This window comes from Pseudomonas sp. NFACC24-1, from assembly GCF_900115235.1.
In the GTDB taxonomy this organism is placed as follows: Bacteria; Pseudomonadota; Gammaproteobacteria; order Pseudomonadales; family Pseudomonadaceae; genus Aquipseudomonas; species Aquipseudomonas fluorescens_AA.
On record NZ_FOVS01000021.1, the window covers coordinates 1 to 22,922 of the forward strand.

Consider the following 22,922-nt stretch of genomic DNA (forward strand, 5'->3'; position numbering starts at 1 on the left):
CTGCCTTGGTGTTGGGGATCGCTTCCAGTCGATCTGTTTCTGCGTGATAAATCACCAACTCATCTTTGGCGACATCAACACCCACGATCGGCTTTGCGACAGAAACCGGCATTGCCATTGAAAATCCTCCGGGCTAAGGTTTGAACACTTGAAGGGTTCACCCAGAGGCGCAGGCTTGTTCCTATCGTCGGTCTAGGCCAGATGCATTCTTTATCGGCGCTTGGGTGAAAGGAGGAGGGGTGAAATCTCCCACGGTCTGTACTGCGGCTAACAGTCAGAATCGAGCTTTGTCCCTCCTCCTCCCTTCAAGTCCTACCATACAAGCGAGCTTGCTCGCGATGAGGCCATCCGTTGCACTGAAGACTCAAAACCGGCGCAATGAAAAAGGCCGCGGTCCATTTGGATCGCGGCCTTTTTCATGCCCGGTTATTCACTTCACACCGGATCCAGCTCCGGCTCGTCGGCCTGGACATTCACCGTGGCCTTCACCGCATCGTGACGACGGATGTATTTCCAGTCCGCTTCGTCGATGTAGATGCCGTTCGGGCCGCTGCCGCCTTCCAGGTCGATGGCGACACTGGCGCAGACTTGCGGCTTCACACTGGCGAGGATCGGCACGAAGCCCAGTTGCAGGCTGGTCTCCAGCAGTGCCGCCTGGTTTTTCTCGTCGATGTCCGCCGCTTCGTCCAGGTAGTAAGGCAGGCGCACGCGGCCGGCCTGTTCGCGGTCCATCAGGTGCAGCAACAAGTACATGTTGGTCAGCGCCTTGATGGTCATGGTGGTGCCGTTGGACGCCGCGCCGTCGATGTCGGTGTGGATCACGGGCTGGCCGTTGACCTTGGTGATCTCGAACGCCAGTTCGAACAGGTCCTTGAGGCCGAGCTGGTTGTGATTCGCCGCCACCAGCCGCGCCAGGTATTCCTTGGCCTCTTCGTTCTTGTTGTCCTGCTCGGCGCTCTGGCTGAGGTCGAACACCGACAGCGTCTCGCCTTCCTCGTACTGACCGGCGCTGTGGATGATCTGGTCGATGTGCTTGAGCGCTTCCTTGTTCGGTGCCAGGACGATCCGGAAGCTCTGCAGGTTGGACACCTGGCGCTTGTTGATCTCGCGGTTGAACAGCGCCAGTTGATGCTCGAGGCTGTCGTAGTCGCTGCGGATGTTGCGCAGGGTTCGGGCGATGTCGGTCACGGCCGCACGGCGCGCCTTGCCCAGGGTCAGGGCCTCGTCGGTGCGGTGGGCATAGGCGTTGATCAGCAGTTGCAGGCGCCGCTCCATGTCATCTTCGCTGTCGAACTTGGCCACGCCCTTGAGGCGCACCTGGGCATACAAGGCTTCGATCTGGCCATCGACGCGCAGCAGCCCTTGCCAGCTGTCCTGGTAGTCGTTGAGCAGCGGCAGCAGGTTGTCCATGGAGTCGTCGACCGGGTCCATGAACGGCGTGCCGAACGGCAGGTCCGCCGGCAGCAATTGGCGACGGCGCAAGGCATCGTCGAGGGTGCGTTGCTTGGCTTCCATGTCGGCGATCTGCCGGCCCACCAGTTGCAACTTGGCGGACAATTGCTGGACGCGTTCGGTGAAGGCATCGCTGGAGCGCTTGAGTTCGTCCTGGGCGGCTTCCATCTGCGCCAGCTGCTCGAGCTTCTCGCCTTCCTCGGCGCTCAGGGTCTGGCTGCGACGGAAGTCTTCCAAGGCTTTTTGCGCATCCAGTACCTGCTGGTACAGCGCCTCGGTCTGGGTCTTGCTCGCGGCGCGGTCGGCGGCCACGGCTTGTTGGGTCTTGAGCTGCTTGAGTTCTTTTTCCAGGCGCTCTTTCTGGTCCCGCAGCGCGGCACGGTCGGCCAGGGCTTGCAGGGCGGGCGGCTCGATGTGGGACAGGTCGATGGACAGTCCCGGCACTTCGAAGCGCTCACCCTTGAAGCCGTCGAGGATCAGCTCCATGGATTTGACCCACTCGCCGTTCTCGTCCAGCGCGATGCCGTGTTCGCCCAGAGGCAGGCTGAACAGGGCGCTGTTGAACAAGCGCATCAGGCGTTCGACATCCTGCTGCGAGAATTCTTCACGTAGGCGGGCATAGCTGTTGTTGTCGGCGTGATCGAGTTGCTGCTTGACCGACTTCAGGCGTTTTTCCAGGTCCCGCAGGCGCTCTTCCAGGTCTTCGGCGCTGAATTGCCGGGACTGGGCCAGGGCGCCGGCCAGTTCGTCATGGGCGTCCTTGGCGGCGAGCAGTTGTTGCTCCAGGACCTTGACGTCGTCCACCAGGGCAAAGCGATGCTTGAGCACCGACAGCTCGCCGAGCCAGCGCTGGATGCCGCTGATTTCCCGCTCCAGGCGCATCAGCTCCTGGGTGCCACCGCGCTGGTCGTTCTGCAGCGAGTCTTGCTCGTTGCGGTAGTGTTCGGCCTGGATAGTCAGCTCTTCCTTGCGCGCACTGGCGTAGTCCGACCAGGTGCCGAGCAACGAATCGAGCAATGGCGAGAGGCGATGCAATTTGCCGCGCAGGACATCGCGCTGCTTCACGCCATTGGCCAGGGCTTCCACCAGCGGGCCGGCGGCCACGAGGGAGTTGTAGTCCTGTTCCATGCGGCGTACGTCACGGAAGGCTTCTTCGCACGCGGCGATGTAGTCCACGCTGCCGGAACGCAGGCTGTGTTCGAACGCATCGAGGAACAATTGCTTGAGCTTGGCCGCGGTGATTTCGCGCATGTGCAGCAGGTTGATGAACAGCGCGCGGAAGGTCTTGAGGCTTTGCTCGCTGGTGGAGCGCAGCGGGATCAGCGTCAGGTCCAATGGGATTGAGGTGTGCCCACCCACCAGCAGGCGCCGCAGTTCATCCGGCTTGAGCTCGTAGGCTTTCAGGCCTTCGCGCTCCAGGTTGGTGAACAGCTCTTTCTGCCGCAGGCACGTGTCATTTTTCTGATAGTGGGCCAGGTCCAGTTTGCCGGCATAGGCAAAGAACTGGTGCCCGAAACCGCCGCCGGGGCCGCGACCGACCACGCCAATCACGTGCGGGCCGTGGGGCAGGGCGACTTCCACCAGGATGTAGCTGGTGTCCGAGGCAAAGTAGAAACGCCGGGATTGCTCCAGGCTGTACTTGCCGAAGCTCATGTCCGACATGCGCGCCAGGATCGGGAACTGCAAGGCGTTGATCGAGGCGGATTTACCCAGGTTGTTCGCGCCGTACACCGACAGCGGTTCTTCCAGCGGGAACAAGCCAAGGCTGTAGCCGGCGGTGTTCAAAAGGGCAAAGCGGCGGATGCCGTAGCGTTCCTTGCTCATGCGTCGGTCTCCTGTTCTTCGGCAATGGCGCGGGCCAGGGCGTCTTCTTCGCTTTCACCTTCGAATTCGCTGAGGTCCAGCGGATCATCGGTCTGCAGCAGTTTTTCGTCGCTGTCTTCGTCGATCAATACCGGTACCGGCAACGGCAGCACGCTGTGCAGGCTGGCGGCCAGGTCGCGGTCCTGCTGGACCGACAGGCAGACGTCGAGGAAGCGGTGCATCGGCGGCAGGAAGCGGTACACGCCGTTTTCTTCGCTGGCAAAACCCAGTTGGGTCATGCGGCGCATGATTTTTTCTTCCAGCTCTTCCTGGGTCTGTACTTCGGCCTGTATGAACAGGTCGCGGTATTTTTCCAGCAGCGAAGGCAGCTCATCGCGGCCCAGGCTGCCGCCGTCGAGCACGGCGATCGGGTCACGGCCCTGGTCGGCCAGGTGCTCGACCAGGATGAAGGTGAACAGGGCCAGGCGCTGGGCGGTCTTGTTTACCGCCGCGGCGGCCAGATCCGGGACGAAGTAGTAGAAGCCACGGGTGTCGCATACCAGCTCGAAGCCCAGGGCCTTGAACAGCGTGCGGTACTGGTCCTGGAAGTTCGACAGTTGCGCGTACAGCTCCGGGTCGCGGCGGCTGACGTGGTAACCCTTGAACAGCTCGCGGAAGATCGGCGCCAGCTGGGACAGTTCGGATAGATCAAGATGCATGGGGGATGCTCGCAGAATCCTCGGCGGCGGTGTCGCCGGCCGAGAGCAGGGCGAAGGAGCGCAGGCTGACCTGATGCTCGTGAGTGTGGTAGTCGCGGCGCTCCAGGCGCTCGCGCTTGAAGCGTTTTTCCCGCGACAGGCGCGAGAACCAGTACAGCAATTCGTCGGTGGCGCCGTCCGGTTCCTGTTCCAGCAGCCAGGTCATCAGGTCCGGCATCGGCAGGGCGTCTTCGCAACGCTCGACCATCTCGCGCACAGTGCGTGGCGCGCGCGGTGCTTCGCCACCCTTGTGGGTCTTGTGGGACTTGGGGAAGCGCGCCGGTCTCGGTTCGAAACGGGCCAGGGCATAGACATAGGCTTCGACCTGGCTGGCACTGCCCAGGAAGGTGCTTTGCGGCCGAGTGAACAGCGGCATGGCGGCTTGTGGCACTGCGTCGATGCCTTTGCGGCGAATGGCGGCCAGGGCCAGGGCGGCGCCACGGGTCACGGCGTTGTGGCGGCGGGCTTCTTCGCGCAATGGCAGCAGCAGCTCGCGGGCATGGCGCAAGGTCAGTTGGGCGCTGGTCTGCATCTCGAGGATGCGCGCGTGGGTGCGCAGCAGCATGTCGTCGTCCACCAGGTGCCCGAGGCGCTGCTGTTCGGTGAGCATGCGCAACAGCACGTTCTCGACCTTGCGCACGCCTTGCTCGAAGGCGCCGTCGGCGTTCACCAATTGGATCATCGGCTCGACGTATTCGTCCCAGGTCGCCAACACTTCGGCGTAGCGTTGACGCAGCGGGATCTGTCGGTCGCTGGTCTTGGCCCGTTCGGCCACGGCCACCAGTGCCTGTTCGTCGTTGGCGAGTTTCTTGAGGACGTCGCGCACACGCATGTCCAGCAGGCGCAACTGGCGGGCCAGGTCGTTGCCGTCGCGAATGTCGAAGGCGTCCTGGATGTAACCTGCCAGGCGCTCGAGGTGGCGCAGGTAGGCTTCGATTTCCAGGCACAGGCCCAGGCGGTGTTCGCGGCGCAGGTAGGCGAGGAAGTCGTGGATCTGGGCGTTGAGCTCGAAGCGGTTCGGGCTTTTCGCCACCGGTACGAGGATGTCCAGGCGGATCCACACGTCCAGCAGGTTGGTGATGTCCTGGGGCGTGCTGTCCAGTTGTTGGGCGGCCAGCTGTGAACGCAATTCGTTGAGGCTCAGGGTGCCCTGGTCGAAGTGCTCGCACAAAGGTTCCAGCAATGCCCAGTGTTCAGCGAGGGCGCGCAAGACGCGCTTGGGTTCGATCATCGCAATGGCCGTCGGGTTGGCAATTAAAAGCGGCGATTGTACTGCATCGAGCCGGTTGCGATTCACCCCTTGGACGGACTGTCGTTCTCTATCGATCAACTATTGCTCCAACAGGGAAGCGATCCGCGCCGAAGGGCGGTAGAATCGCTTCCACTTTCAGTTATCCACAAGTGGCCGACCCTTGCTTATCGAGTCCCGTCGCCGCGCCTATCTGACCGCCATGCAGGTGGTCAACTGGCTGCCGCGTACCGAATTGCCGTTCGCCGCCCCGTCGCGGCCCGAGCTGTTGGAAGCGCCCGAGCCCGAGTACATCGCGCCGGCCGTGATGGCGCCTGTGGCCAAGACGGTCGCCGAGCCGCCAGCGGCAGCCCCCGAGCGTCCAAAGATCGAAGTGCCGCGCCCGAGCCTGGCGTCGACCCGCACCAATGCCAAGCCGGTGGAGGAGGTGGTCGAGGCGCCGCCCAAGGCTCCCTATGTCGCCCCGCCGCGTTTCGCCCTGCAACTGCTGCGGGCCGGGCGTTGCCTGCTGTTGGTGGAGTTGCCCACGGGCGAGCCGTTCCAAAGCCGCGATCCGGCCTATTTGCTGCTCAAGGACATGCTGCGGGCTGCCGGTCTGCCGGACAGCCCGCAAATCATCGGCGAGCCGGTGCGTTGGCCGTTGTTGTCACGGGGCACCATGGACCAAGGGCCGGAAGCGGCGCGGGATTTCGTCCAGGGCTTCGTTTCGGCGCGGCTCGAAGACGAGCCCTGCGTGTGCCTGTGGCTGATCGGCCTGCCGGCGGTGAAGTTTGCCGGCGAGGCGGATGCCGAAGCATTCAATCGCGAACTGCAGGTCGAAGGCCTGGGCTCGGCCTGGGCGTTGCCCGGGTTGGAACTGTTAATGGAAACGCCACAGCGCAAGGCTGATGTCTGGCAAGCCATGCGCCGGCTGATGGCGCGCTGGAAAGAATCGAATGAGTGACGCTGTATCGTTCCGCCCGATGACCGAGGCGGACCTCGACGCTGTACTGAAAATCGAATACGCCGCCTACAGCCATCCCTGGACCCGCGGGATATTTCTCGACGGGCTGGGCAAATACCAGATTTGGCTGATGTTCGAAGGCCAGCAGCAAGTGGGCCATGGCGTGGTGCAGATCATCCTGGATGAGGCGCACCTGCTCAACATTACCGTCAAACCGGAAAACCAGGGCCGTGGCCTGGGGTTGCGCCTGTTGGAGCACCTGATGTCGATCGCCTACAAGGCCGAGGCCCGGGAATGTTTCCTGGAGGTGCGTGACAGCAACCGCACGGCGTTCCGCTTGTATGAGCGCTATGGCTTCAACGAAGTGGGCCGACGCCGGGATTACTACCCGGCGGTGGGTGGGCGCGAGGATGCGGTGGTCATGGCGTGTACCTTGGTGGATTGAACTGGACTACCGCTATCGCGAGCAAGCTTGAGGCCAGCGCATAAATGTGGGAGCGGGCTTGCTCGCGAAGGCGGCGGTACATTCAGGATTGATGCAAACTGATTCACCGCTTTCGCGAGCAAGCCCGCTCCCACAGGAGCTTGGCGGTGTGCATCAAGTTTGTGATCAACACAAAACCATGTGGGAGCGAGCTTGCTCGCGATAGCGGTTGCCGGGTCAAGGCTTGCCATCCAGCGGATCGATATCCGCCATTTCCGCCTCGTCCAACCCGTCGCCTCCGCCAATATCGTTTTCATCCACCACGCTCAGGTCCCAGTCCGCCCGCTCGTCGGCTCCGGCTTCGTGGGCGTCCCGGGCGCCGTCTTCGTGAATGAGGGTTTCCGGGCTCATGTCGTCATCGGTCGGTTCGTGATCATCCGTCGAGGCGCCTGTCATGCCCGCTTCACGCACGCGTTCACGAGGCATCAGCTGTTCGCGTTCGTCCTGCGGCAATTCGTCGCCGATTTTCGCGCTGGGCTGCTCGTCGTCGAACTCCAACTCATGCATCGAGCCCATGCGATCCTCATTGTCGTCGATGGGTTCCGGTTGCGTCGCATCGAAAGGGCGTCGTGAATCATTCATGGCAATTCCTCATACTGTGGGCCTTACTGGTGTCGACCGACAGCGCAGCCAGGAATTCCAATGCATCGCCGACGTGACCTCGACCGGCGGTCGTCTGTCACAGTTGCGCACTCTCTATCGAGGCTAGACAGCATGAACGAATTACAAGATCTGATTGATAACAACGCGCGCTGGGCCGATGCGATCAAGCAGGAGGATCCTGACTTTTTCGCCAAGCTGGCTCGTCAGCAAACCCCGGAGTATCTGTGGATCGGCTGTTCCGATGCGCGGGTGCCGGCCAACGAGATCGTCGGCATGCTGCCGGGCGATCTGTTCGTGCACCGCAACGTGGCCAACGTGGTGCTGCACACCGACCTCAATTGCCTGTCGGTGATCCAGTACGCAGTGGACGTGCTCAAGGTCAAACACATCCTGGTCACCGGCCATTATGGCTGTGGCGGCGTGCGTGCCTCGATGCAGGACCGTCAACTGGGCTTGATCGACGGCTGGCTGCGTTCGATTCGCGACCTGTACTACGAACATCGCGAGGCGTTGGGCCAGTTGCCGACCGAAGAAGAGCGGGTCGACCGCCTGTGCGAACTCAACGTGATCCAGCAGGTGGCCAACGTCGGCCATACCAGCATCGTGCAGAACGCCTGGCACCGTGGGCAGAAACTGTCGATTCATGGCTGCATCTACGGCATCAAGGACGGACGCTGGAAGAGCCTGGACACCACGATCAGCGGGTTCGAGCAATTGCCGCCGCAGTATCGGCTGCGTCCGGTCGGCGCGCCCTGACGCCGGCTCGTCAGTCGCGGTGACACTGACGACGCCAGTGCCGTAGAAATGTCATTCCCTGCTCATTGGGCGGTTCGTCATAGCCGGTAATCCAGCCATGACAGTTGTACGAACCGCACCGGCAGGCGAACTGGCGGTACAGTTTCTGTTCGGTGCTGGCGTAGTCCATCGTCAGGCAGTCGCCTTCATCGATACGGGCCAATGACCACAGCCACAGTTCGCTCATGTCGAGGAATACATTCGGGTTGCAGGAGTGCAGCAGCAATCCGGCGAAGCGTGGGTCATACATGTGCACGCCTGGCAGGATCTGCAACGTGTGCAGGCGCCGTCGGCTCACCAGCAACCCCGACACCCTGCACATCCTCGTCATGGGCGCGAAGAACTTGCGAGCGATGATGCCGTGGCCGCGCCCGTCGCTCGTCTGGCGCACTTCAAAATCGTGCACAGAGGGGTAGCCCAGGCGGGTGCTGAGTTGTTTTTCCGGGTAGATGCAGTCCCGGCGTTGGGAACAGGTGTCATCGCGGATGAACAGGCTCATGACAGTCCTTGTCGGTGATAGACACTCGACTTGCTGGCGCTGGCGATCCTGCCGGCGGTCGTTGAAAAAGCTTTTGACAGCTTCGCCCAAGTCGAGGGCCGTATCTACTGTCGAGTCTGACAGGAGCCAAAGGCGCTTTCCCGTGTCAGCACAAGCTTACGCGGGAAGGCGCCTCAAGCTTTACACCGCCTCGGCAGGCAGCGGCATGGGCACTTTAAGTTGCGGAAGTTGCGACTTGATCGCTGGCGTTTCGCATTTTTTCGCTGCATCTGCCTCGCTCAGCTTGCGCACCGAGGTGTAGAACAACTCGCAGGTCTTTTCCTTTTGCGTGACCTGCCAGGTCTGCGTGCATTGGTTCAGCAGGGTGCTCGGGTCGGTGCCCGGCTTGCTGCCCATGCCGGCTTGCCAGCAGGCGGCGCTCAGGTCCTGGCCCATGACTTTCAAGCCGGCGGCATCGGCCTTGGCTTCGTCACCGTCGTAGTTTTCCTTGTCCGCGGCATACCAGATATAGCTCGGGTGGTTGGAGCCCAGGACCGGGACCTTGACCCCCGCGGTCGGCGTGATGGTCGCCAGGCCGAGCACGCCAACGGTCTGGCCGTACTGGGTCTTGATCCAGTTCCGAACGGGCGCTCCGAAGGCCACCATCGGCAATGCGGCGCCGCTGGCGGTTTGGGTGACCTGTGTGACCATGGTGGTCTGGTAATCGTTGAAGTAGCTGTAGAGCCCCTCCAATGTGCTGCCAGCATTGGACGGCGCTGCGATGGGCGCGATGTCGATGATGGTCTGGTAGGCCGGCGTCTGTTCAACGACAATGCCGTTGACGGTCAGCAGCGTGGCCCAGCGATCAGTGGTCGCCGACTCCAGGTAATCCTGGGCCTGGGTCAGGGAGTAGTCCGGCGGGAAGTGCAGCAACTCGACACTCTTGCGGTTTTCCAGGGCCATGCCCAGCGGCAGGAACAGGTACCAGTTGTAGGACCATTTCTTGTCGCTGTTGAGTTTCGAGGCACCGTTGTACGCCAGGTCTCCGGCGTCGAGCAGCGCCTTCAGCGGTTGGCCGTAGCTCTTGGGCACGCCGTCGATGCTGGCATAGACCTTATCGTTGTCGATGTTGACCTGGACCTTGGCGGTGTCGTAGCCGTCGCGCTGCACACTTTGGGTCAGGTAATGCTCGACGGTCTGCTCCAGGGTCCAGTCGCGAAAGCAAATGACGTTGCAGTTGTTGGGGTAGGCGAAGAGGCGGGTGACGCGCTCGGTGCTGCCCAGCTGTACGTCGATCTTGGTAACGTCGGCGGCGTGGACGGTGGCGCTCAGGGTAAGGGCGGCAAGAGGAAGCACTGCGAGTTTGAACATGCTCAGATCCTTTTCAGCGTGAGGGACCCTTGAAAGCAGGGCGTATCCATACTGAAACAGACCGAGCCGAAGAAGAAGTGGGCCGATGGAAATATCGGCCCTTTTTTATGGCTTTATGGCATCACTGGCGGCAAATAACTCAATGTCGTTCCCAGCGCCCATAGCAACGCCAGGACCAAGGGCGTATGCACCAGCAACTGCACGAAGGAAAAACCGATCAAGTCCCTCGCCTTCAGTCCCAACACCCCCAACAACGGCAGCATGTAGAACGGATTGATGAGGTTGGGCAGCGCTTCGGCGGCGTTGTAGATCTGCACGGCCCAGCCCAGGTGATAGTTCAGGTCGTTGGCCACCTGCATGACGTAGGGCGCTTCGATGATCCACTTGCCGCCGCCGGAAGGAATGAAAAAGCCCAGGACCGCCGAATAGACGCCCATCAGCAAGGCGTAGGTGTCATGGGAGGCGATCTGGACGAAAAAGGTCGAGATATGGTGGGCCAGGGTCTGGGCATCGCTGCCCTTGACCGTGGTCAGCAGCGCGGCGATCGAGCCGTACAACGGGAACTGGATCAACACGCCCGTGGTGGTCGGCACCGCGCGGGCCACGGCGTCAAGAAAGCTACGCGGCCGCCAGTGCAGCAAGGCGCCCAGCATGATGAACAGGAAGTTATAAGTGTTGAGCCCGGAGATGGCACTGATCGCAGGCTTGGTCGAAAACTCATGGAACAGCCAGCCGGCGGCCAGCAGTACCAGGGCGATGGTCAGCAGCGGACTGTGCTCCAGCCATTCTCCCGGGCGGGTACGGGGCTGCAACGCCGGCATGCTGAAACTCGGGTCGACCCCGCAGGCGGCGGCGTCACGGGCGCTGTTGGGGCCGGGCGCGGTGGCGTAGGCGACAATCAACGAGATCACGATCAGCGCCAGCAGCATCACGCCAGACTGCCAGAGGAAAATCGTCTGAGTGAACGGAATGACGCCGGTAATCGACAGGATCGAAGGCGGCAGGCTGGCCGGGTTGGCCTGCAGTTGCGCCGCCGACGAAGACAAACCCAGCGCCCACACCGCGCCCAGGCCCAGGTAGGCGGCGGCACCGGCGGCGCGGTAATCCATCTTCAGGTCGGTGCGACGGGCGAGGGCGCGCACCAGCAAGCCGCCAAACACTAACGACAGGCCCCAGTTGAGCAACGACGCGACCATGGAAATCAGTGCCACCCACGCCACCGCGGAGCGACCGTTGGTCGGAATACGCGCCAGGCGATCGATCAACTTGACGGCGGGCGGCGAGCTGGCGACCACGTAACCGCCAATCACCACGAAGGCCATCTGCATGGTGAACGGGATCAGGCTCCAGAAGCCGTCGCCAAATGCCATGGCCGCCGCCGTGGGCGTGGCGCCGATGAATTGCGTCGCCACGGCGACCACCAGCACCGCCAGCGCGGCGAAGACCCAGGAGTCGGGGAACCAGCGCTCGGCGAAACTGGAACAGCGCAAGGCGAAGCGGGCGGAACGGCTGTCTTCGATGTCAGTGGTCACGGCAATTACCTCGTTTTTATGGTTATGGGTATTCATGGCGGCAAGGCTTCAAAGGTCAGGCGCAACAGTAGAACAATCCAGTGACCATGGGAGGTTTATCGGGTTCGAGGTCACCCGGGAATATTTTCAATAGGGCTCACGGCGCTCTTTAGAAAAAAAATGCCGGGCCGATGGCAAGGGAACAGCCTAATAATTCTTCTGCTGTTCCTGGAGCTGCCCATGTTCAACAACCGCCTGAAGCAGGAGCTACTGGCTCTTCGCCAAGAACTGTCCAGCCTTGTGCAAGTCAAGGAAAGCCTGGACCGTGAAATGCTTGGTCTCACCCTGGATGCCGATGGAAGGATTCAATCGGTCAATCAGAATTTCCTCGACGAGATGCACTACAAGAGCCAGGACCTGATCGGTCGGCCTGTGGATGAGTTGGTTCCCGCGTATTTGAAATCCAATGAATTCCAGGCTCGCTTCAAGTCGGCGCTGACCCGTGGCGAACACTTCTCCGGTGCCGTGCGCTTGCTACGGGGCAACGGCCAGGAGGCCTGGCTGCGTTCGATCCTCCAGCCCGTACGGAATGCCGACGGGCGGATCCGCTTTTTTTCGATGTATGCCAATGACCTGACCCGCACCATCGAGGGTTCCCGTGAACATGAAAACCTCATTGGTGCGTTGGTGCGTTCAACGGCGGTGATCGAGTTCGATCTGGGCGGTCACGTACTGACGGCCAACGATCGCTTCCTCAATGCCATGGGCTATAACCTCGCGCAGATCAAGGGCAAGCATCACCGCATGTTTTGTGAGCCCGAGGAGTACAACAGCGCGGACTACCAACAATTCTGGAAGCGGTTGAACAGTGGCGAGTTCGTGGCGGGGCGTTTCAAGCGCATCGACAGCAACGGCCGCGAGGTCTGGCTGGAAGCCTCCTACAACCCGGTGCTCGATGCCAACGAGCGACTGTACAAAGTGGTCAAGTTCGCCACTAACATCACGGACCAGGTCAACCAGGAAAAAGCCGTCGCCGAAGCGGCCAACATTGCTTACAGCACCTCGTTGCAGACCGACAACAGCGCCCAGCGCGGCACGACTGTGGTGACCCAGGCCGTGGACGTGATGCGCGACCTGGCCCGGCACATGCAAACCGCTGGCGAAGGCATCGAGGCGTTGAACGAGCAATCCCAGGTGATCGGTACCATCGTTAAGACCATCAGCGGCATCGCCGAACAGACCAACCTGCTGGCGCTCAACGCCGCCATCGAAGCGGCCCGGGCCGGCGAGCAAGGGCGGGGCTTTGCGGTGGTGGCCGATGAGGTGCGCCAACTGGCATCGCGTACCAGCCAGGCGACCGAGGAAATCGTCGGCGTGGTCCGCCAGAACCAGGACATGGCCCGCAACGCGGTGGCGCTGATGACCGACGGCCAGCACCAGGCCGAACATGGCCTGGCCCTGGCTGCCGAGGCGGGGACGGTGATCGTCGAGATCCAGGATGGGGCGAAGAAGGTGGTCGATGCCGTGAGCCAGTTTGCCAATCAGCTATCGACTTGAAAAAACTGCTGAGCGAGCCGCCATCGTGAGCAAGCTCGCTCCCACAGTTTTACCAAACTGTTCAAAAACCTCGCGTACGCCACAACCCCCTTGTGGCCCCGCTCCCACAAATGCTGATCGGCGAGTGCTTAATCTCCCAGCGCGGCGCCTTCCCGCCGCGGGTCCGCACCGCCGGCCAACGAGGTTTTCCCTTGGGCGTCACGTACCCGGACAATCGCCTGGGTGCCGCTGTTCATGTCGATCTCGCTCACCTCATGGCCTTTGTCTTTCAGTGCCTGGATCAGTGCCGGGCTGAATTGGCCCTGCTCCAGTTCGGTAGGGCCGTTGCGGCTGCCGAAGTTGGGAAGGTTGATGGCGGTTTGCGGGTCGAGGTCCCAATCCAACAGGCCAATCATTGACTTGGCGACGTATTCGATGATCTGGGAGCCGCCGGGGGAGCCGACAGCGGCCACCAGTTCTCCCCGACGGTCGAAGATCAGCGTCGGTGCCATGGACGAGCGTGGGCGCTTGCCCGGTTCGACGCGGTTGGCGACTTTTTGCCCATTTTCTTCGGGGATGAACGAGAAATCGGTCATCTGGTTGTTGAGCATGAAGCCCTGGACCATCAAGTGTGAGCCGAACGCCGACTCCACTGTCGTGGTCATGGACACGGCGCCACCCTGGTCATCCACGGCCACCACTTGCGAGGTGGAAATACGCAGGGGGGAACGGTCCGGGGCGTAGGCCACCTGGATGCCCGGTGGTGTGCCGGGCTTGGCGACGCCCATGCTACGAGGGCCGATCAGGCTGGCGCGGCTGGCCAGGTACCCGGCATCGACCAAGCCTTTGAGCGGCACGGCGACAAAATTGGGGTCGGCAATGTATTGGGCACGGTCAGCATAGGCCAGGCGCTCGGCTTCGGCGATCAGGTGCACCGCTTCGGGGGTGGGTTCGATGCCGGCGGGCTTGTCGGTCTTGACGGGTTTCAAGGGCGCGAGGGCCGCGTGGCTGTCGCGCTGTTCCAGGGCCTGCAACGTGCCGAGGATTTGCGCCACGGCAACCCCGCCCGAAGACGGTGGTGGCATGCCGCAGACTTGCCAGCGCTTGTAGTCGGTGCACAACGCCGGCCGCTCCCGTGCGGTGTAGCCTTGGAGGTCATTGAGCGAAAGGCTGCCGGGGTTGGCGTGGTTTTGTACCTTGGCGACGATCTCCTCGGCGATCGGGCCTTTGTACAGCGCATCGGGGCCTTCGTTGGCGATGCGCTTGAGCACACCGGCCAAGGCTGGATTCTTCAGCACCGTGCCAACCGCCTTCGGGCTGCCATCAGCGTTGAGAAAGTAGGCGGCCATGTCTGGTGAGCCCGGCAAGGACGGGTCGGTAGCGATCAACGTGTGCAGGCGGGGTGAAATCGCAAAGCCTTGTTCCGCCAGCGTGATGGCTGGCTCGAACAGCGTCGCCCATTTGAGGCGGCCATGTTGGCGATGGGCCAATTCCAGCCCACGCAACACCCCCGGTGTCCCCACGGAGCGACCGCCGATCTGGGCGGCGGTAAACGGCATGGGTTTGCCGTCGGCTTGCAGGAAAAGTCTTTCGTTGGCGCCAGCCGGTGCCGTTTCGCGGCCGTCATAGGTGCGTACGGCCTTGCCATCCCACAGCACAATGAACGCACCGCCACCGATGCCCGAGGATTGCGGCTCCACCAGGGTCAGCACGGCCTGCATCGCGATGGCCGCGTCGATGGCCGAGCCGCCGCGCCGCAACATCTCGCGCCCGGCCTCGGCCGCTAAAGGATTGGCCGCAGCGGCCATGTGCTTCTCGGCGTAGCGGGTCTGCAGATCGGTACGGAAGCCGGAGATGACCTCCGGTGGGGCGGGCAATGCCGGTGTCGCTGTGGAGGAGGGTGGCGCCTTACAGGCCGCGAGTGTTAGAGCGACAGCCAGCAGCGAAACGGCTGACAGGCGACGAAAATTCGGTTTGAGGTCTGTAGGCACGTGTCGCTCCATCCGTGGTGTGGAATATAGAGACCGACTGTAGCGATGGGAGGTGTAGGGCGCAAACCAGAAGCCGAATTGTTCACGCGCCATTCCCAGTCTTGGGGGCTCGACAGCGCATTTGCCACGCCGCAGTGTGGCGTGGCATGCCGGGCCGATGAACCTAAGGGGCGGGCGTCAGTGTCAGGGTGCCTTGGGTATGCCGGGCCACGTCCGTCGATGAAAGGTGCAAGGCCTGGTACTCGCCGCGCATGAAGGGCAGGACCTGATCCTCATAGTGGCTGTTGAACGGAACGCCGCTCTGGCCCACCGGGAGTATGCCGAGGGCTTTGTCCGGCGTGGCCAGGTCGATGACCCGTCGCGTCGAGGGACCGTAGGTGACCGACCAGGGCGCCGGACTCAGCGGTGCGGAGAAGTTGTTCGGCACTTCGTGGCTCCCAGGGGCCGGATAAGGGCCTGCGTTGAGCAGCGGTGCCAGCCATTTCTGGCTGCCAAGCGGATGCCCCTGCGTCAGTTGATGCACCTTGCCCCATTGCCAGTGCGTGGAGTCGTCACCCAGGGTGGCCCGCAGATGGGCGATGCTGGTGTTCCAGGCACGAACGATCACGTCGGCCCGCGTCTGCACGTCCGGTTGTGTCCTGTCCTTCCACCAGGGCGAGTACTCGTCGGCGACCAGGCGCGGCAGCGCAGCGTCTATTACGCGGGTGCTCAACAGATTCTGGAACATCGTGTCGCCCAGCTCATCGTGCAGGGCGCCATAGCTCAGGTCGTAAAGGAACTGCGTGAACAACGTGGCGTCGATCGAGTCCAGCGGGTAGTCGCCCTGCCACTGCGCAAGCCCCTCCAGCCACTGGCGTTGGCGCGGGTCGGCAATCGCCGCGCGCAGGATCGGCAGCACCGGTTGCAACACACGTTGGGCATAGCCGGTCTGGGTGTCGAGTTGCAGCCGGGTGCTTTTTTCGATGTTCCACTGATCGTCCAGGTCCAGTTGTCGGGTCAGGCGTCGGCCTCGGTCGGGCAGGTTGTAATAACCGGGTATCGCCATGCCATCTGGCGAGACGGGCTGGGCGTTGGCGGAGACGATGTAGCCCCTGGCTGGATTTTCTTCATGCGGGTTGGCGCTGAACGGGTAGTAGCCGTCCTTGTCGGCGTCGGGGGTGCTGCCGTCGAGAATGAAATCCGCGGTGACTTGGGACGGGCGCCTGGGCAATCGCGCAGCCGCCCACCAGGCGATGTCGCCTTGGGCATTGGCGTACACCACGTTGAGTCCCGGGGCCTTGATCAATGACGCCGCCGAGCGAGCCTTGTCCAGCGTGTTGGCGCGGTTGAGCTGATAAAAGGCATCCACCACCGGGTTATCGCCGTCCAGGTACGACCACCAGAGGGCGATGGGCCGGCCAGGGGCATTGTCGCCCAGCGCATCATTGATGATCGGGCCGTGGGGGGAGCGGCGCAGGCGCAGCATGACCGGTTCGGCATCACGCACCTCGATAGTCTGCTGTTCTTCCTGCATGGCGACCCAACGGCCCTGGTACCAGACTTCATCGGGGTTGTCGGGATTGGTGGTTTCGCCAATCAAGTCAATGTCATCGTTCTGGAACATCGTGAGGGTCCAGGCGAAGTCGTTGCTGTGCCCCAGCAAGGCGAACGGCACGAGGCTTTCGTAATCGCCGTAGAGTTCGAAACCGGGGGCGTTGAGGTGGGCTTCATACCACACCGATGGTACGGAAAAACGGATATGCGGGTCACCCGCCAACAGCGGCTTGCCGCTTTGCGTGCGCCGGCCCGAGACAACCCAGGCGTTGCTGCCCTCCATCTGCGGTAGCCCGGAATGGTTCACGGCCTGTTCGCTGAGCTGCGCCAGCGCCGCCATCGATTGCCAGTCGGTGGCGTTCAGTGCCTGGCTGCCAAGGGCGCCCTTTGGGTCCCAACTGCGATCGAAAATGGCCAGGTAGGGTGCCCCCAGCGAGTCCTTGACGTAGGTCAGCATGGGTTCGGTACGAAACGCAGCGGCGAAGCTGTAGGCCATGTAGCCGACCACGCTGTAGACGTCCTGGGCGGTGAACGGCCTCTTCTCGATACCGAGCAAGTCGAACTCTACAGGGCGTGGATTTTCCATCTGATAGGCGTTGATACCGTCCAGGTACGCCTGCAACGCCTGCCAGGTCGCGCTCTGGTGATCGGCATGCGCCACCTGCCAGTCTGCTTGTTCACGGATACGCAGGGTGCGGAACAGTCTGTCGGTGGGCAGCAGCTTGCTGCCCAGTACGGCGGCCAGTTCACCGCGGGCCAGGCGCCGGAGCATTTCCATCTGGAACAGGCGGTCCTGGGCATGCACGTAACCCAAGGCTCGGTATGCGTCGGGCTCGTTGCCGGCAGTGATATGCGGTACGCCACGCTCATCGAACCGCACCTCGACTGGCGACTGTAGTCCAGGCAGGCTGGCCAGCCCCTGTCGCTGCGGTTGCTTGCCATAGAGGTAGATGGCGATCACGGTAACGCCGATCAGCAGCGCCGCCGCAACGAAGACGCCGATGCGCTTGAGCACGCGTGGTTTTGCAAGGGGCGTGGGGGGCAGGGAGACATTGAGGGCGGTCATTGCACGCCCAGCCTTTGGCGAGCGTGACGCAACCGTTGCAGCAGGTTGAGCAAGGGGCCGGTCATGACCGTGGTGACGACGGTCATGATGACAAAAAGGGTAAAGAGCTCTTTGCCGATAATCCCCAGGTCGAGGCCGATTTTCAGTACCACCAGTTCCATAAGGCCCCTGGCGTTCATCAATACGCCGATGTCAATGGCCACCGGTGTCGAATAACCGGCGAAGCGGGCGCCCAATGCCCCGCCCAACAGTTTGCCGGCGATTGCCACCAGCAGCACCAGGCCTAGCAGGCTTACACCGACGGCCGAAAACGTCGCAGCGGTGGTGTTGAGCCCGGCGAGGGCGAAGAAACCGGGCATCAGCACAATGACCGCAATGTGCTCCACTCGCTCGACCAGCATGTTCAGCAGCCGTTGGTCTCGCGGCAGGCACGCGCCGAACAGAAAAGCCCCGAACACTGCATGAACTTGCAGCCATTCGGTGATGCTGCCGTACACCAGCGCACCACACACAAGTACCGCGAGCAGGGTCAAGGTACGCCTGCCCTCGAGGTGGGCTATCCAGCGCCTCAACAAGGGACGTACGCACCAGAATGAAGCGCCGCACAAGGCTGCCAGGCCACACAACCGCAGAGCCAACTCCTGCCATTGACGGTCCAATTGCAAACTCATCGCGGTGATCGCCAGCAACACCCAGGCACAGACATCACTCACGGCGGCAGCCATCAGCGAGAGCGCACCGACCTCACTGTCGAGCAACCGTCGCTCCTTCAGAATGCGCGCCAGGACCGGGAACGCGGTGACCGAAAACAGCGTTGCAATGAACAGGTTGAAGCCTAAGTGGGGGACGCCGGCAGGTGCGAAGGTGCTGTAGAGAATAGGGGCGATCGCAATGCCCAGAATGAAGGGCAGGGCAATGCTGCAGCCGGCGATCAGCAGCACTTTGCCATGGGCGTAGGGGGAGTGCTGTTCAGGCATACGGAACTCGGCGCCGACGACAAACATGAACAGCAGAATTCCGAGGTCGCTGAGCACCTTTAATTGTGTAACAGCGTCGCCCTTAAATAGTGCATGGTGGAAGTCGGGAAAGAAAAAACCAAGTACTAAAGGGCCCAATACAAACCCGGCGATCATCTCGCCAACCACTTCTGGTTGCCCTAGTCTTTTCAGAAAGGCACCCGCAACCTTGGCCGTTAATATTATAAAAACGATTTGCAAGAAGAGCATGGGGTTACCTTGTCCGAGAATTGAGGGTACGCCGCCACCGGGCTCTATATAACGTGCTGGCAGTAGGCAGAGGATGTTAGCGGAGCGCGCGGGGATAAAAAAACTACCAGATCTGGTAGTATTTTTTGATGAGATGAACCTGTTAGATTTTCCTCGCTTCGTTGTTGTGCGGCTTGTTAGTCGTGCCCGACTCATGTTTGCCGATAATTCAGAAGGTCGATTATGAAAGACGCGATATTTACGATCATTCATCAAGCCCTGATTGAAGTTAATGCCACACGTAAAGAGAAGATCGATTTACAGAATATCGATACGTTGGCGCTTTATGGTACTACCGGGGTGTTCGATTCCATGCAATTGGTCAGCTTTCTGGCTGCGGTAGAAGAAGGCTTGGACGATGAACTGGATATTGAAATCTCGTTGACGTCGGAAAAAGCGGTGTCACAGACCGTCAGCCCGTTCAGCAGCGTTGCCTGTTTGATTGATTTCATTATCGCCGAGCAGCAGGTTCCTCAACTGGCCTCTGCCTGAATGAACGCCTCGCAGGGAGCATTGACGTGAACGTGACGGTCCGTAAAGCGCTGAGCAGTGACATGTACCCGGTGTGCAAACTGTTGCGCGAGTCCACCTTGAACTCCAACTGGATAGGCGTAAATGTGCGCAAGCGCATGTTTGCCGATATCTGGTCCGGGGGAGAGGACTACTTCGGCTATGTGATGCTCGACGGCGACGTGGTGGTGGGTTTTCTCGGTTTGCTGTTTACCACCCAGCCCTGCAACGGGCAGCAGCGCTTCTGCGAATTGCACAGTTGGTACGTGCAGGTCGAGTACCGCAAGGAAAGCCTGAAGCTGTTGTTGCCGGTACTGTCGATGCGCAAAGTCACGCTGCTCAACTATACGCCCACGCCGGATGTGTACGAGATCAGCAAGAAGTTCGGCTTTATCGACCTGGAAACCGAGCTGGTGCTGATGTACCCCTTCCCCAATCCGCTGAAAATACGTCGGCGCTATCGCCTGGAAACCGATGTCCATCGAGTCGCGGGCTGGCTGAGCGAGCAGGAAAGCGTGGTCTTCCGGGATCACGCGGGGGTCGAGTGTCGGCACCTGATGATCGTCGATTCAGTGACCGGCGAGTCCTGCTACCTGATAGTCAAGCGCATGACCCGGCGCTGGTTCGAGCCGATCGGTCGGGTACTGTTCATCGGCAACCCGCAGTTGTTTGCACGCAGTCTCGACAGTTGGCGATTGTCCTTATGCCTGCAAATGCGCGTTCAGTGCCTGGTGAGTAATGCGGCGGAACTGGCGGGGTATCCCCTTAGCGGTGTTCGGTTGATCAAGCGCGAAGTTCCGTCACTGGTAAAACCTGCTTCTGGCAGTTTGGCAAGTGCACCGATAAAGCCGCTGTACAGCCTGCCGCTACTCATCGGATATAAGTTGCATTGATATGATTATATTGTTGACGGGTACCCGCAAAGGTGTCGGTAAAGAAGCGGCGCTGTATTTTCTGGAACAGGGCCACTTCGTCATTGGTTGCAGTCGCGGTGAAGGTTCAATCGAACATGAGCGCTACACGCACTTCTGTCTGGATTTGAATGACGCCAGTGCGGTCAGGAAAATGATCAAGCATATTCGCTTGAATCATGCGCAACTGGATGTGCTGATCAATAACGCCGGTGAAGCCAATATGGCGCCTTTTCAGTTGACGCCCGCCGAGACGGTCCAGGGTTTATTTGCGAGCAATGTATTTGGCTTGATGAATGTTACCCGCGAAGCCGTCAAGTTAATGCAGAAGAACGAGCATCCGGGTGTCATCGTGAATATATCTACCGTGGCGACCCATTGGGCCATTCCAGGCCAATCGATATATGCCGCCAGCAAAGCCGCTGTCGAACAGCTGACCCGAACGTTGAGCAAGGAACTTTCGGTTTTTGGCATTCGCATCAATAACCTGGTGTTACCGCTGTACCGAAGCTCTTTGACCCGCACACTTCCTCAAGAGATCAGACAGAAGATGATTGAGCGCCAGACGATAGCCAGGCCCTGTGTGTTTACCGACCTGATCGGACCCTTGAAGTTTCTTATCTCCAGCCAGTCGGCTTTTGTGACGGGTGAAACCCTCAGCCTGGGAGGTGTGCAATGAGCCGCGATGCCTTGCTGGCAACGCTGGCCGAACCGGGGCAGCGCGTGGCGCTGTTGCATGGCGAGCAGCAGTGCACCTACAACGATCTGCATGCCAAGGTGCAGCAGTGCCTGGCCTGGCTGGTCGACCACGGCGTCAAGCCGGGGGATGCGGTCATCCTCAACAGTGACTACAGCGTGCCTGGCGTCGCTGCGCTGTTGGCCTTGTACCTGAACCGCAATATTGTGGCGCCGCTGGTCGATCTCAGTGAGCGTTCCCTGCAAACCCTGCAAGGTGCCGCACGGTGCCAGTATCGGATCGAGATCGTCGCCGATGCCTGGGTGCATCACTCGCTGGCACAACCGGTCGCCGACGAAAGCCCTGAGTACTACAGCGCGCTGCGGGAGAAGGGGCGCTCAGGCCTGGTGTTGCTGAGCAGCGGCAGTACCGGCGCGCCCAAGGCGATCCTGCATGACCTGGATGACCTGATCGACACCAAGCTGGGCAAGGAGCGCAAGAAGCCCCTTTCGATCCTGATGTTCCTGTTGTTCGACCACATCGGCGGCTTGAACTCCTTGCTCAACACGCTGGCGGTGGGCGGGTGCGCGGTGATGCCGGTCGATCGGGCCCCCGAATCGATCTGCGCGCTGGTGGCGCGGCATGGGGTAAAGGTGCTGCCGGTCAGCCCTACCTTCCTTAACCTGATCCTGATGGGGCGGCATCACGAACAGCATGACCTGTCCTCGGTACGGTTGATCACCTATGGCACTGAAAGCATGCAGCAAAGCCTGCTCAAACGGGTCCAGCAGGCGTTTCCCAAGGCCAAGATGCTGCAAACATTCGGCACCAGTGAAACGGGTATCAGCGCTACGGTCAGCCAGTCCTCGGCCAGCACCTTTTTCAAGCTGGCCGATGCGAACACTCAGTACCGCATTGTCGATGGCGAGTTGCAGCTCAAGACCCGCAGCCAGTTTGTCGGCTATCTGAACCAGGACACCGATAACGTCACCGAAGATGGCTGGTTCCGTACCGGTGATCTGGTGGAGCAGAACGAAGAGGGTTATCTGCGGATCCAGGGACGGCAAAAGGAGCTGATCAACGTCGGAGGGCTCAAGGTGCTTCCCACCGAAATCGAGGACGTGATGCTGCGCAGCTCGCTGATCGACGACTGCGTGGTCTACGGCGTGCCGAATGCGATCACTGGCCAGGCTGTACACATGGATGTCATGGCCGCAGGCGTGGAGAGCAAGAAAGCCCTCAAACAGCATGTGCTCGAGCATCTGGGCAGTTGCCTGGAAGCCTACAAGTTGCCTGTCAAAGTCAACAAGGTCGACGAAATCGCTTTTTCCAATCGGTTCAAGAAGACCCGGGCGGTGCTCTCATGAGCGATATCGTGATCCTCGGCGCCGGGCGCTTCGCGCTGGAACTGGCGACTTACCTGCAAGACATCGAGCCGTTGGCAGTGGTGCGTCACCTGATCGTGCCGGATGAGGCCGGGGGCGATGCCGCCCCTGCCGCGCCGTGGCCCGCCCAAGGCCTGGACCCACGTTATCGCTACGTTCTGGGGGTGGCCGATATTGCCTTGCGCCAGCAACTGATCGACGCGTACTTCAGCGATGGCCGCTTGTTGGCGCCCAACTTCATCCACCCCAGCGTCCGTCATCGGTTGGACCTGCGCACCAGCCGCGGCAATGTCATCGCCGCCGATTGCCACGTGGGTGTCAACACCCGGATCGGTTCCTGGAACATGATCAATTACCACTGCAGCGTGGGCCACCATTCGCAGTTGGGCGACAACAACTTCCTGTCACCGCATTTCAATGCCGGTAACAGCGTGACCCTCGGTAATCGCTGCTTCATCGGGCTCAGTACCGTGGTCACGCCCCAGACGGTGATTGAAGACGATGTGACGATCCAGGCCGGTTGCACCCTCAGCGAGTGCATCCCGGCGCATTCGCACTGCACATCCACGGCCCGCCAGAAAATCCTTCAACTGGTCTAAAGG

At 61.1% G+C, this 22,922-nt stretch carries 19 protein-coding genes and 1 pseudogene; 9 read left to right on the forward strand and 11 right to left on the reverse strand.

Features of this window, described 5'->3' with window-relative positions:
* The 4 genes and pseudogenes from BM317_RS31205 to mksB all read right to left on the reverse strand — a co-directional run.
* Window positions 1–118: pseudogene (locus BM317_RS31205) on the reverse strand (IS110 family transposase); the annotation flags it as partial.
* A 317-nt stretch (window positions 119–435) separates the two neighbouring features.
* Window positions 436–3,276: an Mks condensin complex protein MksF gene (mksF, locus tag BM317_RS19155; protein ID WP_092172271.1), complete on the reverse strand. Its 2,841-nt coding sequence runs from the start codon at window positions 3,274–3,276 to the stop codon at window positions 436–438.
* Complete coding sequence (gene mksE / locus BM317_RS19160; protein WP_003205590.1) at window positions 3,273–3,974, reverse strand: Mks condensin complex protein MksE; 702 nt, start codon at window positions 3,972–3,974, stop codon at window positions 3,273–3,275. The genes mksF and mksE overlap by 4 nt, the downstream gene beginning before the upstream one ends.
* Entirely contained in the window at window positions 3,964–5,244 is a 1,281-nt protein-coding gene (gene mksB / locus BM317_RS19165; RefSeq protein WP_092475694.1) for an Mks condensin complex protein MksB, read from the reverse strand. The genes mksE and mksB overlap by 11 nt, the downstream gene beginning before the upstream one ends.
* Window positions 5,245–5,425: 181 nt before the next feature.
* On the opposite strand from mksB, the gene BM317_RS19170 reads away from it, so the two are divergent.
* Both BM317_RS19170 and rimI read left to right on the forward strand, forming a co-directional pair.
* The gene (locus tag BM317_RS19170) at window positions 5,426–6,205 is read left to right on the forward strand and encodes an energy transducer TonB (RefSeq protein ID WP_092475697.1); all 780 of its coding nucleotides are present in this window, start codon (window positions 5,426–5,428) and stop codon (window positions 6,203–6,205) included.
* On the forward strand, window positions 6,198–6,650 hold the full coding sequence (gene rimI / locus BM317_RS19175; protein ID WP_047229376.1) for a ribosomal protein S18-alanine N-acetyltransferase: 453 nt from the start codon (window positions 6,198–6,200) through the stop codon (window positions 6,648–6,650). The genes BM317_RS19170 and rimI overlap by 8 nt, the downstream gene beginning before the upstream one ends.
* A gap of 216 nt (window positions 6,651–6,866) precedes the next feature.
* Here the strand turns inward: rimI and BM317_RS19180 are convergent, their stop codons facing one another.
* Window positions 6,867–7,271: a serine kinase/phosphatase gene (locus tag BM317_RS19180; protein WP_092475700.1), complete on the reverse strand. Its 405-nt coding sequence runs from the start codon at window positions 7,269–7,271 to the stop codon at window positions 6,867–6,869.
* A gap of 132 nt (window positions 7,272–7,403) precedes the next feature.
* Between BM317_RS19180 and can the strand changes: the two genes are divergently transcribed.
* Window positions 7,404–8,048 carry a carbonate dehydratase gene (gene can / locus BM317_RS19185; RefSeq protein ID WP_003185433.1) on the forward strand — a complete coding sequence of 215 codons (645 nt, stop codon included), beginning with the start codon at window positions 7,404–7,406 and terminating at the stop codon, window positions 8,046–8,048.
* A 10-nt stretch (window positions 8,049–8,058) separates the two neighbouring features.
* Here can and BM317_RS19190 read toward each other — a convergent pair whose 3' ends face one another.
* The 3 genes from BM317_RS19190 to BM317_RS19200 form a co-directional block, all read right to left on the reverse strand.
* A complete protein-coding gene (locus BM317_RS19190; protein WP_092172256.1) occupies window positions 8,059–8,586 on the reverse strand; it encodes an SET domain-containing protein in 528 nt (175 codons plus the stop codon).
* A gap of 180 nt (window positions 8,587–8,766) precedes the next feature.
* Window positions 8,767–9,936, reverse strand: a complete 1,170-nt coding sequence (locus BM317_RS19195; protein ID WP_092475704.1) for a hypothetical protein — start codon at window positions 9,934–9,936, stop codon at window positions 8,767–8,769.
* 113 nt (window positions 9,937–10,049) lie between these two features.
* Window positions 10,050–11,468, reverse strand: coding sequence for a short-chain fatty acid transporter (locus BM317_RS19200; protein ID WP_092172303.1), 1,419 nt, complete (start codon window positions 11,466–11,468; stop codon window positions 10,050–10,052).
* A 219-nt stretch (window positions 11,469–11,687) separates the two neighbouring features.
* On the opposite strand from BM317_RS19200, the gene BM317_RS31360 reads away from it, so the two are divergent.
* The gene (locus tag BM317_RS31360; protein WP_092475707.1) at window positions 11,688–13,004 is read left to right on the forward strand and encodes a methyl-accepting chemotaxis protein; all 1,317 of its coding nucleotides are present in this window, start codon (window positions 11,688–11,690) and stop codon (window positions 13,002–13,004) included.
* Between the two features lie 128 nt (window positions 13,005–13,132).
* Here the strand turns inward: BM317_RS31360 and ggt are convergent, their stop codons facing one another.
* From ggt to BM317_RS19220, 3 genes are all read right to left on the reverse strand, one after another.
* Complete coding sequence (gene ggt, locus BM317_RS19210) at window positions 13,133–14,986, reverse strand: gamma-glutamyltransferase (protein WP_092475787.1); 1,854 nt, start codon at window positions 14,984–14,986, stop codon at window positions 13,133–13,135.
* Between the two features lie 151 nt (window positions 14,987–15,137).
* A complete protein-coding gene (locus tag BM317_RS19215; protein WP_092172247.1) occupies window positions 15,138–17,573 on the reverse strand; it encodes a penicillin acylase family protein in 2,436 nt (811 codons plus the stop codon).
* Entirely contained in the window at window positions 17,570–18,799 is a 1,230-nt protein-coding gene (locus BM317_RS19220; protein ID WP_092475710.1) for a cation:proton antiporter, read from the reverse strand. The genes BM317_RS19215 and BM317_RS19220 overlap by 4 nt, the downstream gene beginning before the upstream one ends.
* A 222-nt stretch (window positions 18,800–19,021) precedes the next feature.
* Between BM317_RS19220 and BM317_RS19225 the strand changes: the two genes are divergently transcribed.
* From BM317_RS19225 to BM317_RS19245, 5 genes are read left to right on the forward strand one after another with little or no spacing between them, the layout of a single operon-like run.
* Window positions 19,022–19,330: a hypothetical protein gene (locus BM317_RS19225; protein WP_060740623.1), complete on the forward strand. Its 309-nt coding sequence runs from the start codon at window positions 19,022–19,024 to the stop codon at window positions 19,328–19,330.
* A 26-nt stretch (window positions 19,331–19,356) separates the two neighbouring features.
* Entirely contained in the window at window positions 19,357–20,241 is an 885-nt protein-coding gene (locus BM317_RS19230; RefSeq protein WP_092475713.1) for a hypothetical protein, read from the forward strand.
* A gap of 1 nt (window position 20,242) precedes the next feature.
* Window positions 20,243–20,938, forward strand: coding sequence for an SDR family NAD(P)-dependent oxidoreductase (locus BM317_RS19235; protein WP_092172237.1), 696 nt, complete (start codon window positions 20,243–20,245; stop codon window positions 20,936–20,938).
* On the forward strand, window positions 20,935–22,302 hold the full coding sequence (locus BM317_RS19240) for an ANL family adenylate-forming protein (RefSeq protein WP_092172234.1): 1,368 nt from the start codon (window positions 20,935–20,937) through the stop codon (window positions 22,300–22,302). The genes BM317_RS19235 and BM317_RS19240 overlap by 4 nt, the downstream gene beginning before the upstream one ends.
* Entirely contained in the window at window positions 22,299–22,919 is a 621-nt protein-coding gene (locus BM317_RS19245; RefSeq protein WP_060740627.1) for an LbetaH domain-containing protein, read from the forward strand. The genes BM317_RS19240 and BM317_RS19245 overlap by 4 nt, the downstream gene beginning before the upstream one ends.
* The last annotated feature ends 3 nt before the right edge of the window (window positions 22,920–22,922 follow it).

Bases quoted from the DNA above. Each gene is read 5' to 3' on its own strand.
- mksF (WP_092172271.1), bottom strand. From the start codon at position 3,276: ATGAGCAAGGAACGCTACGGCATCCGCCGCTTTGCCCTTTTGAACACC.
- mksE (WP_003205590.1), bottom strand. From the start codon at position 3,974: ATGCATCTTGATCTATCCGAACTGTCCCAGCTGGCGCCGATCTTCCGC.
- mksB (WP_092475694.1), bottom strand. From the start codon at position 5,244: ATGATCGAACCCAAGCGCGTCTTGCGCGCCCTCGCTGAACACTGGGCA.
- rimI (WP_047229376.1), top strand. From the start codon at position 6,198: ATGAGTGACGCTGTATCGTTCCGCCCGATGACCGAGGCGGACCTCGAC.
- BM317_RS19180 (WP_092475700.1), bottom strand. From the start codon at position 7,271: ATGAATGATTCACGACGCCCTTTCGATGCGACGCAACCGGAACCCATC.
- can (WP_003185433.1), top strand. From the start codon at position 7,404: ATGAACGAATTACAAGATCTGATTGATAACAACGCGCGCTGGGCCGAT.
- BM317_RS19190 (WP_092172256.1), bottom strand. From the start codon at position 8,586: ATGAGCCTGTTCATCCGCGATGACACCTGTTCCCAACGCCGGGACTGC.
- BM317_RS19195 (WP_092475704.1), bottom strand. From the start codon at position 9,936: ATGTTCAAACTCGCAGTGCTTCCTCTTGCCGCCCTTACCCTGAGCGCC.
- BM317_RS31360 (WP_092475707.1), top strand. From the start codon at position 11,688: ATGTTCAACAACCGCCTGAAGCAGGAGCTACTGGCTCTTCGCCAAGAA.
- ggt (WP_092475787.1), bottom strand. From the start codon at position 14,986: ATGGAGCGACACGTGCCTACAGACCTCAAACCGAATTTTCGTCGCCTG.
- BM317_RS19215 (WP_092172247.1), bottom strand. From the start codon at position 17,573: ATGACCGCCCTCAATGTCTCCCTGCCCCCCACGCCCCTTGCAAAACCA.
- BM317_RS19220 (WP_092475710.1), bottom strand. From the start codon at position 18,799: ATGCTCTTCTTGCAAATCGTTTTTATAATATTAACGGCCAAGGTTGCG.
- BM317_RS19225 (WP_060740623.1), top strand. From the start codon at position 19,022: ATGAAAGACGCGATATTTACGATCATTCATCAAGCCCTGATTGAAGTT.
- BM317_RS19235 (WP_092172237.1), top strand. From the start codon at position 20,243: ATGATTATATTGTTGACGGGTACCCGCAAAGGTGTCGGTAAAGAAGCG.
- BM317_RS19240 (WP_092172234.1), top strand. From the start codon at position 20,935: ATGAGCCGCGATGCCTTGCTGGCAACGCTGGCCGAACCGGGGCAGCGC.
- BM317_RS19245 (WP_060740627.1), top strand. From the start codon at position 22,299: ATGAGCGATATCGTGATCCTCGGCGCCGGGCGCTTCGCGCTGGAACTG.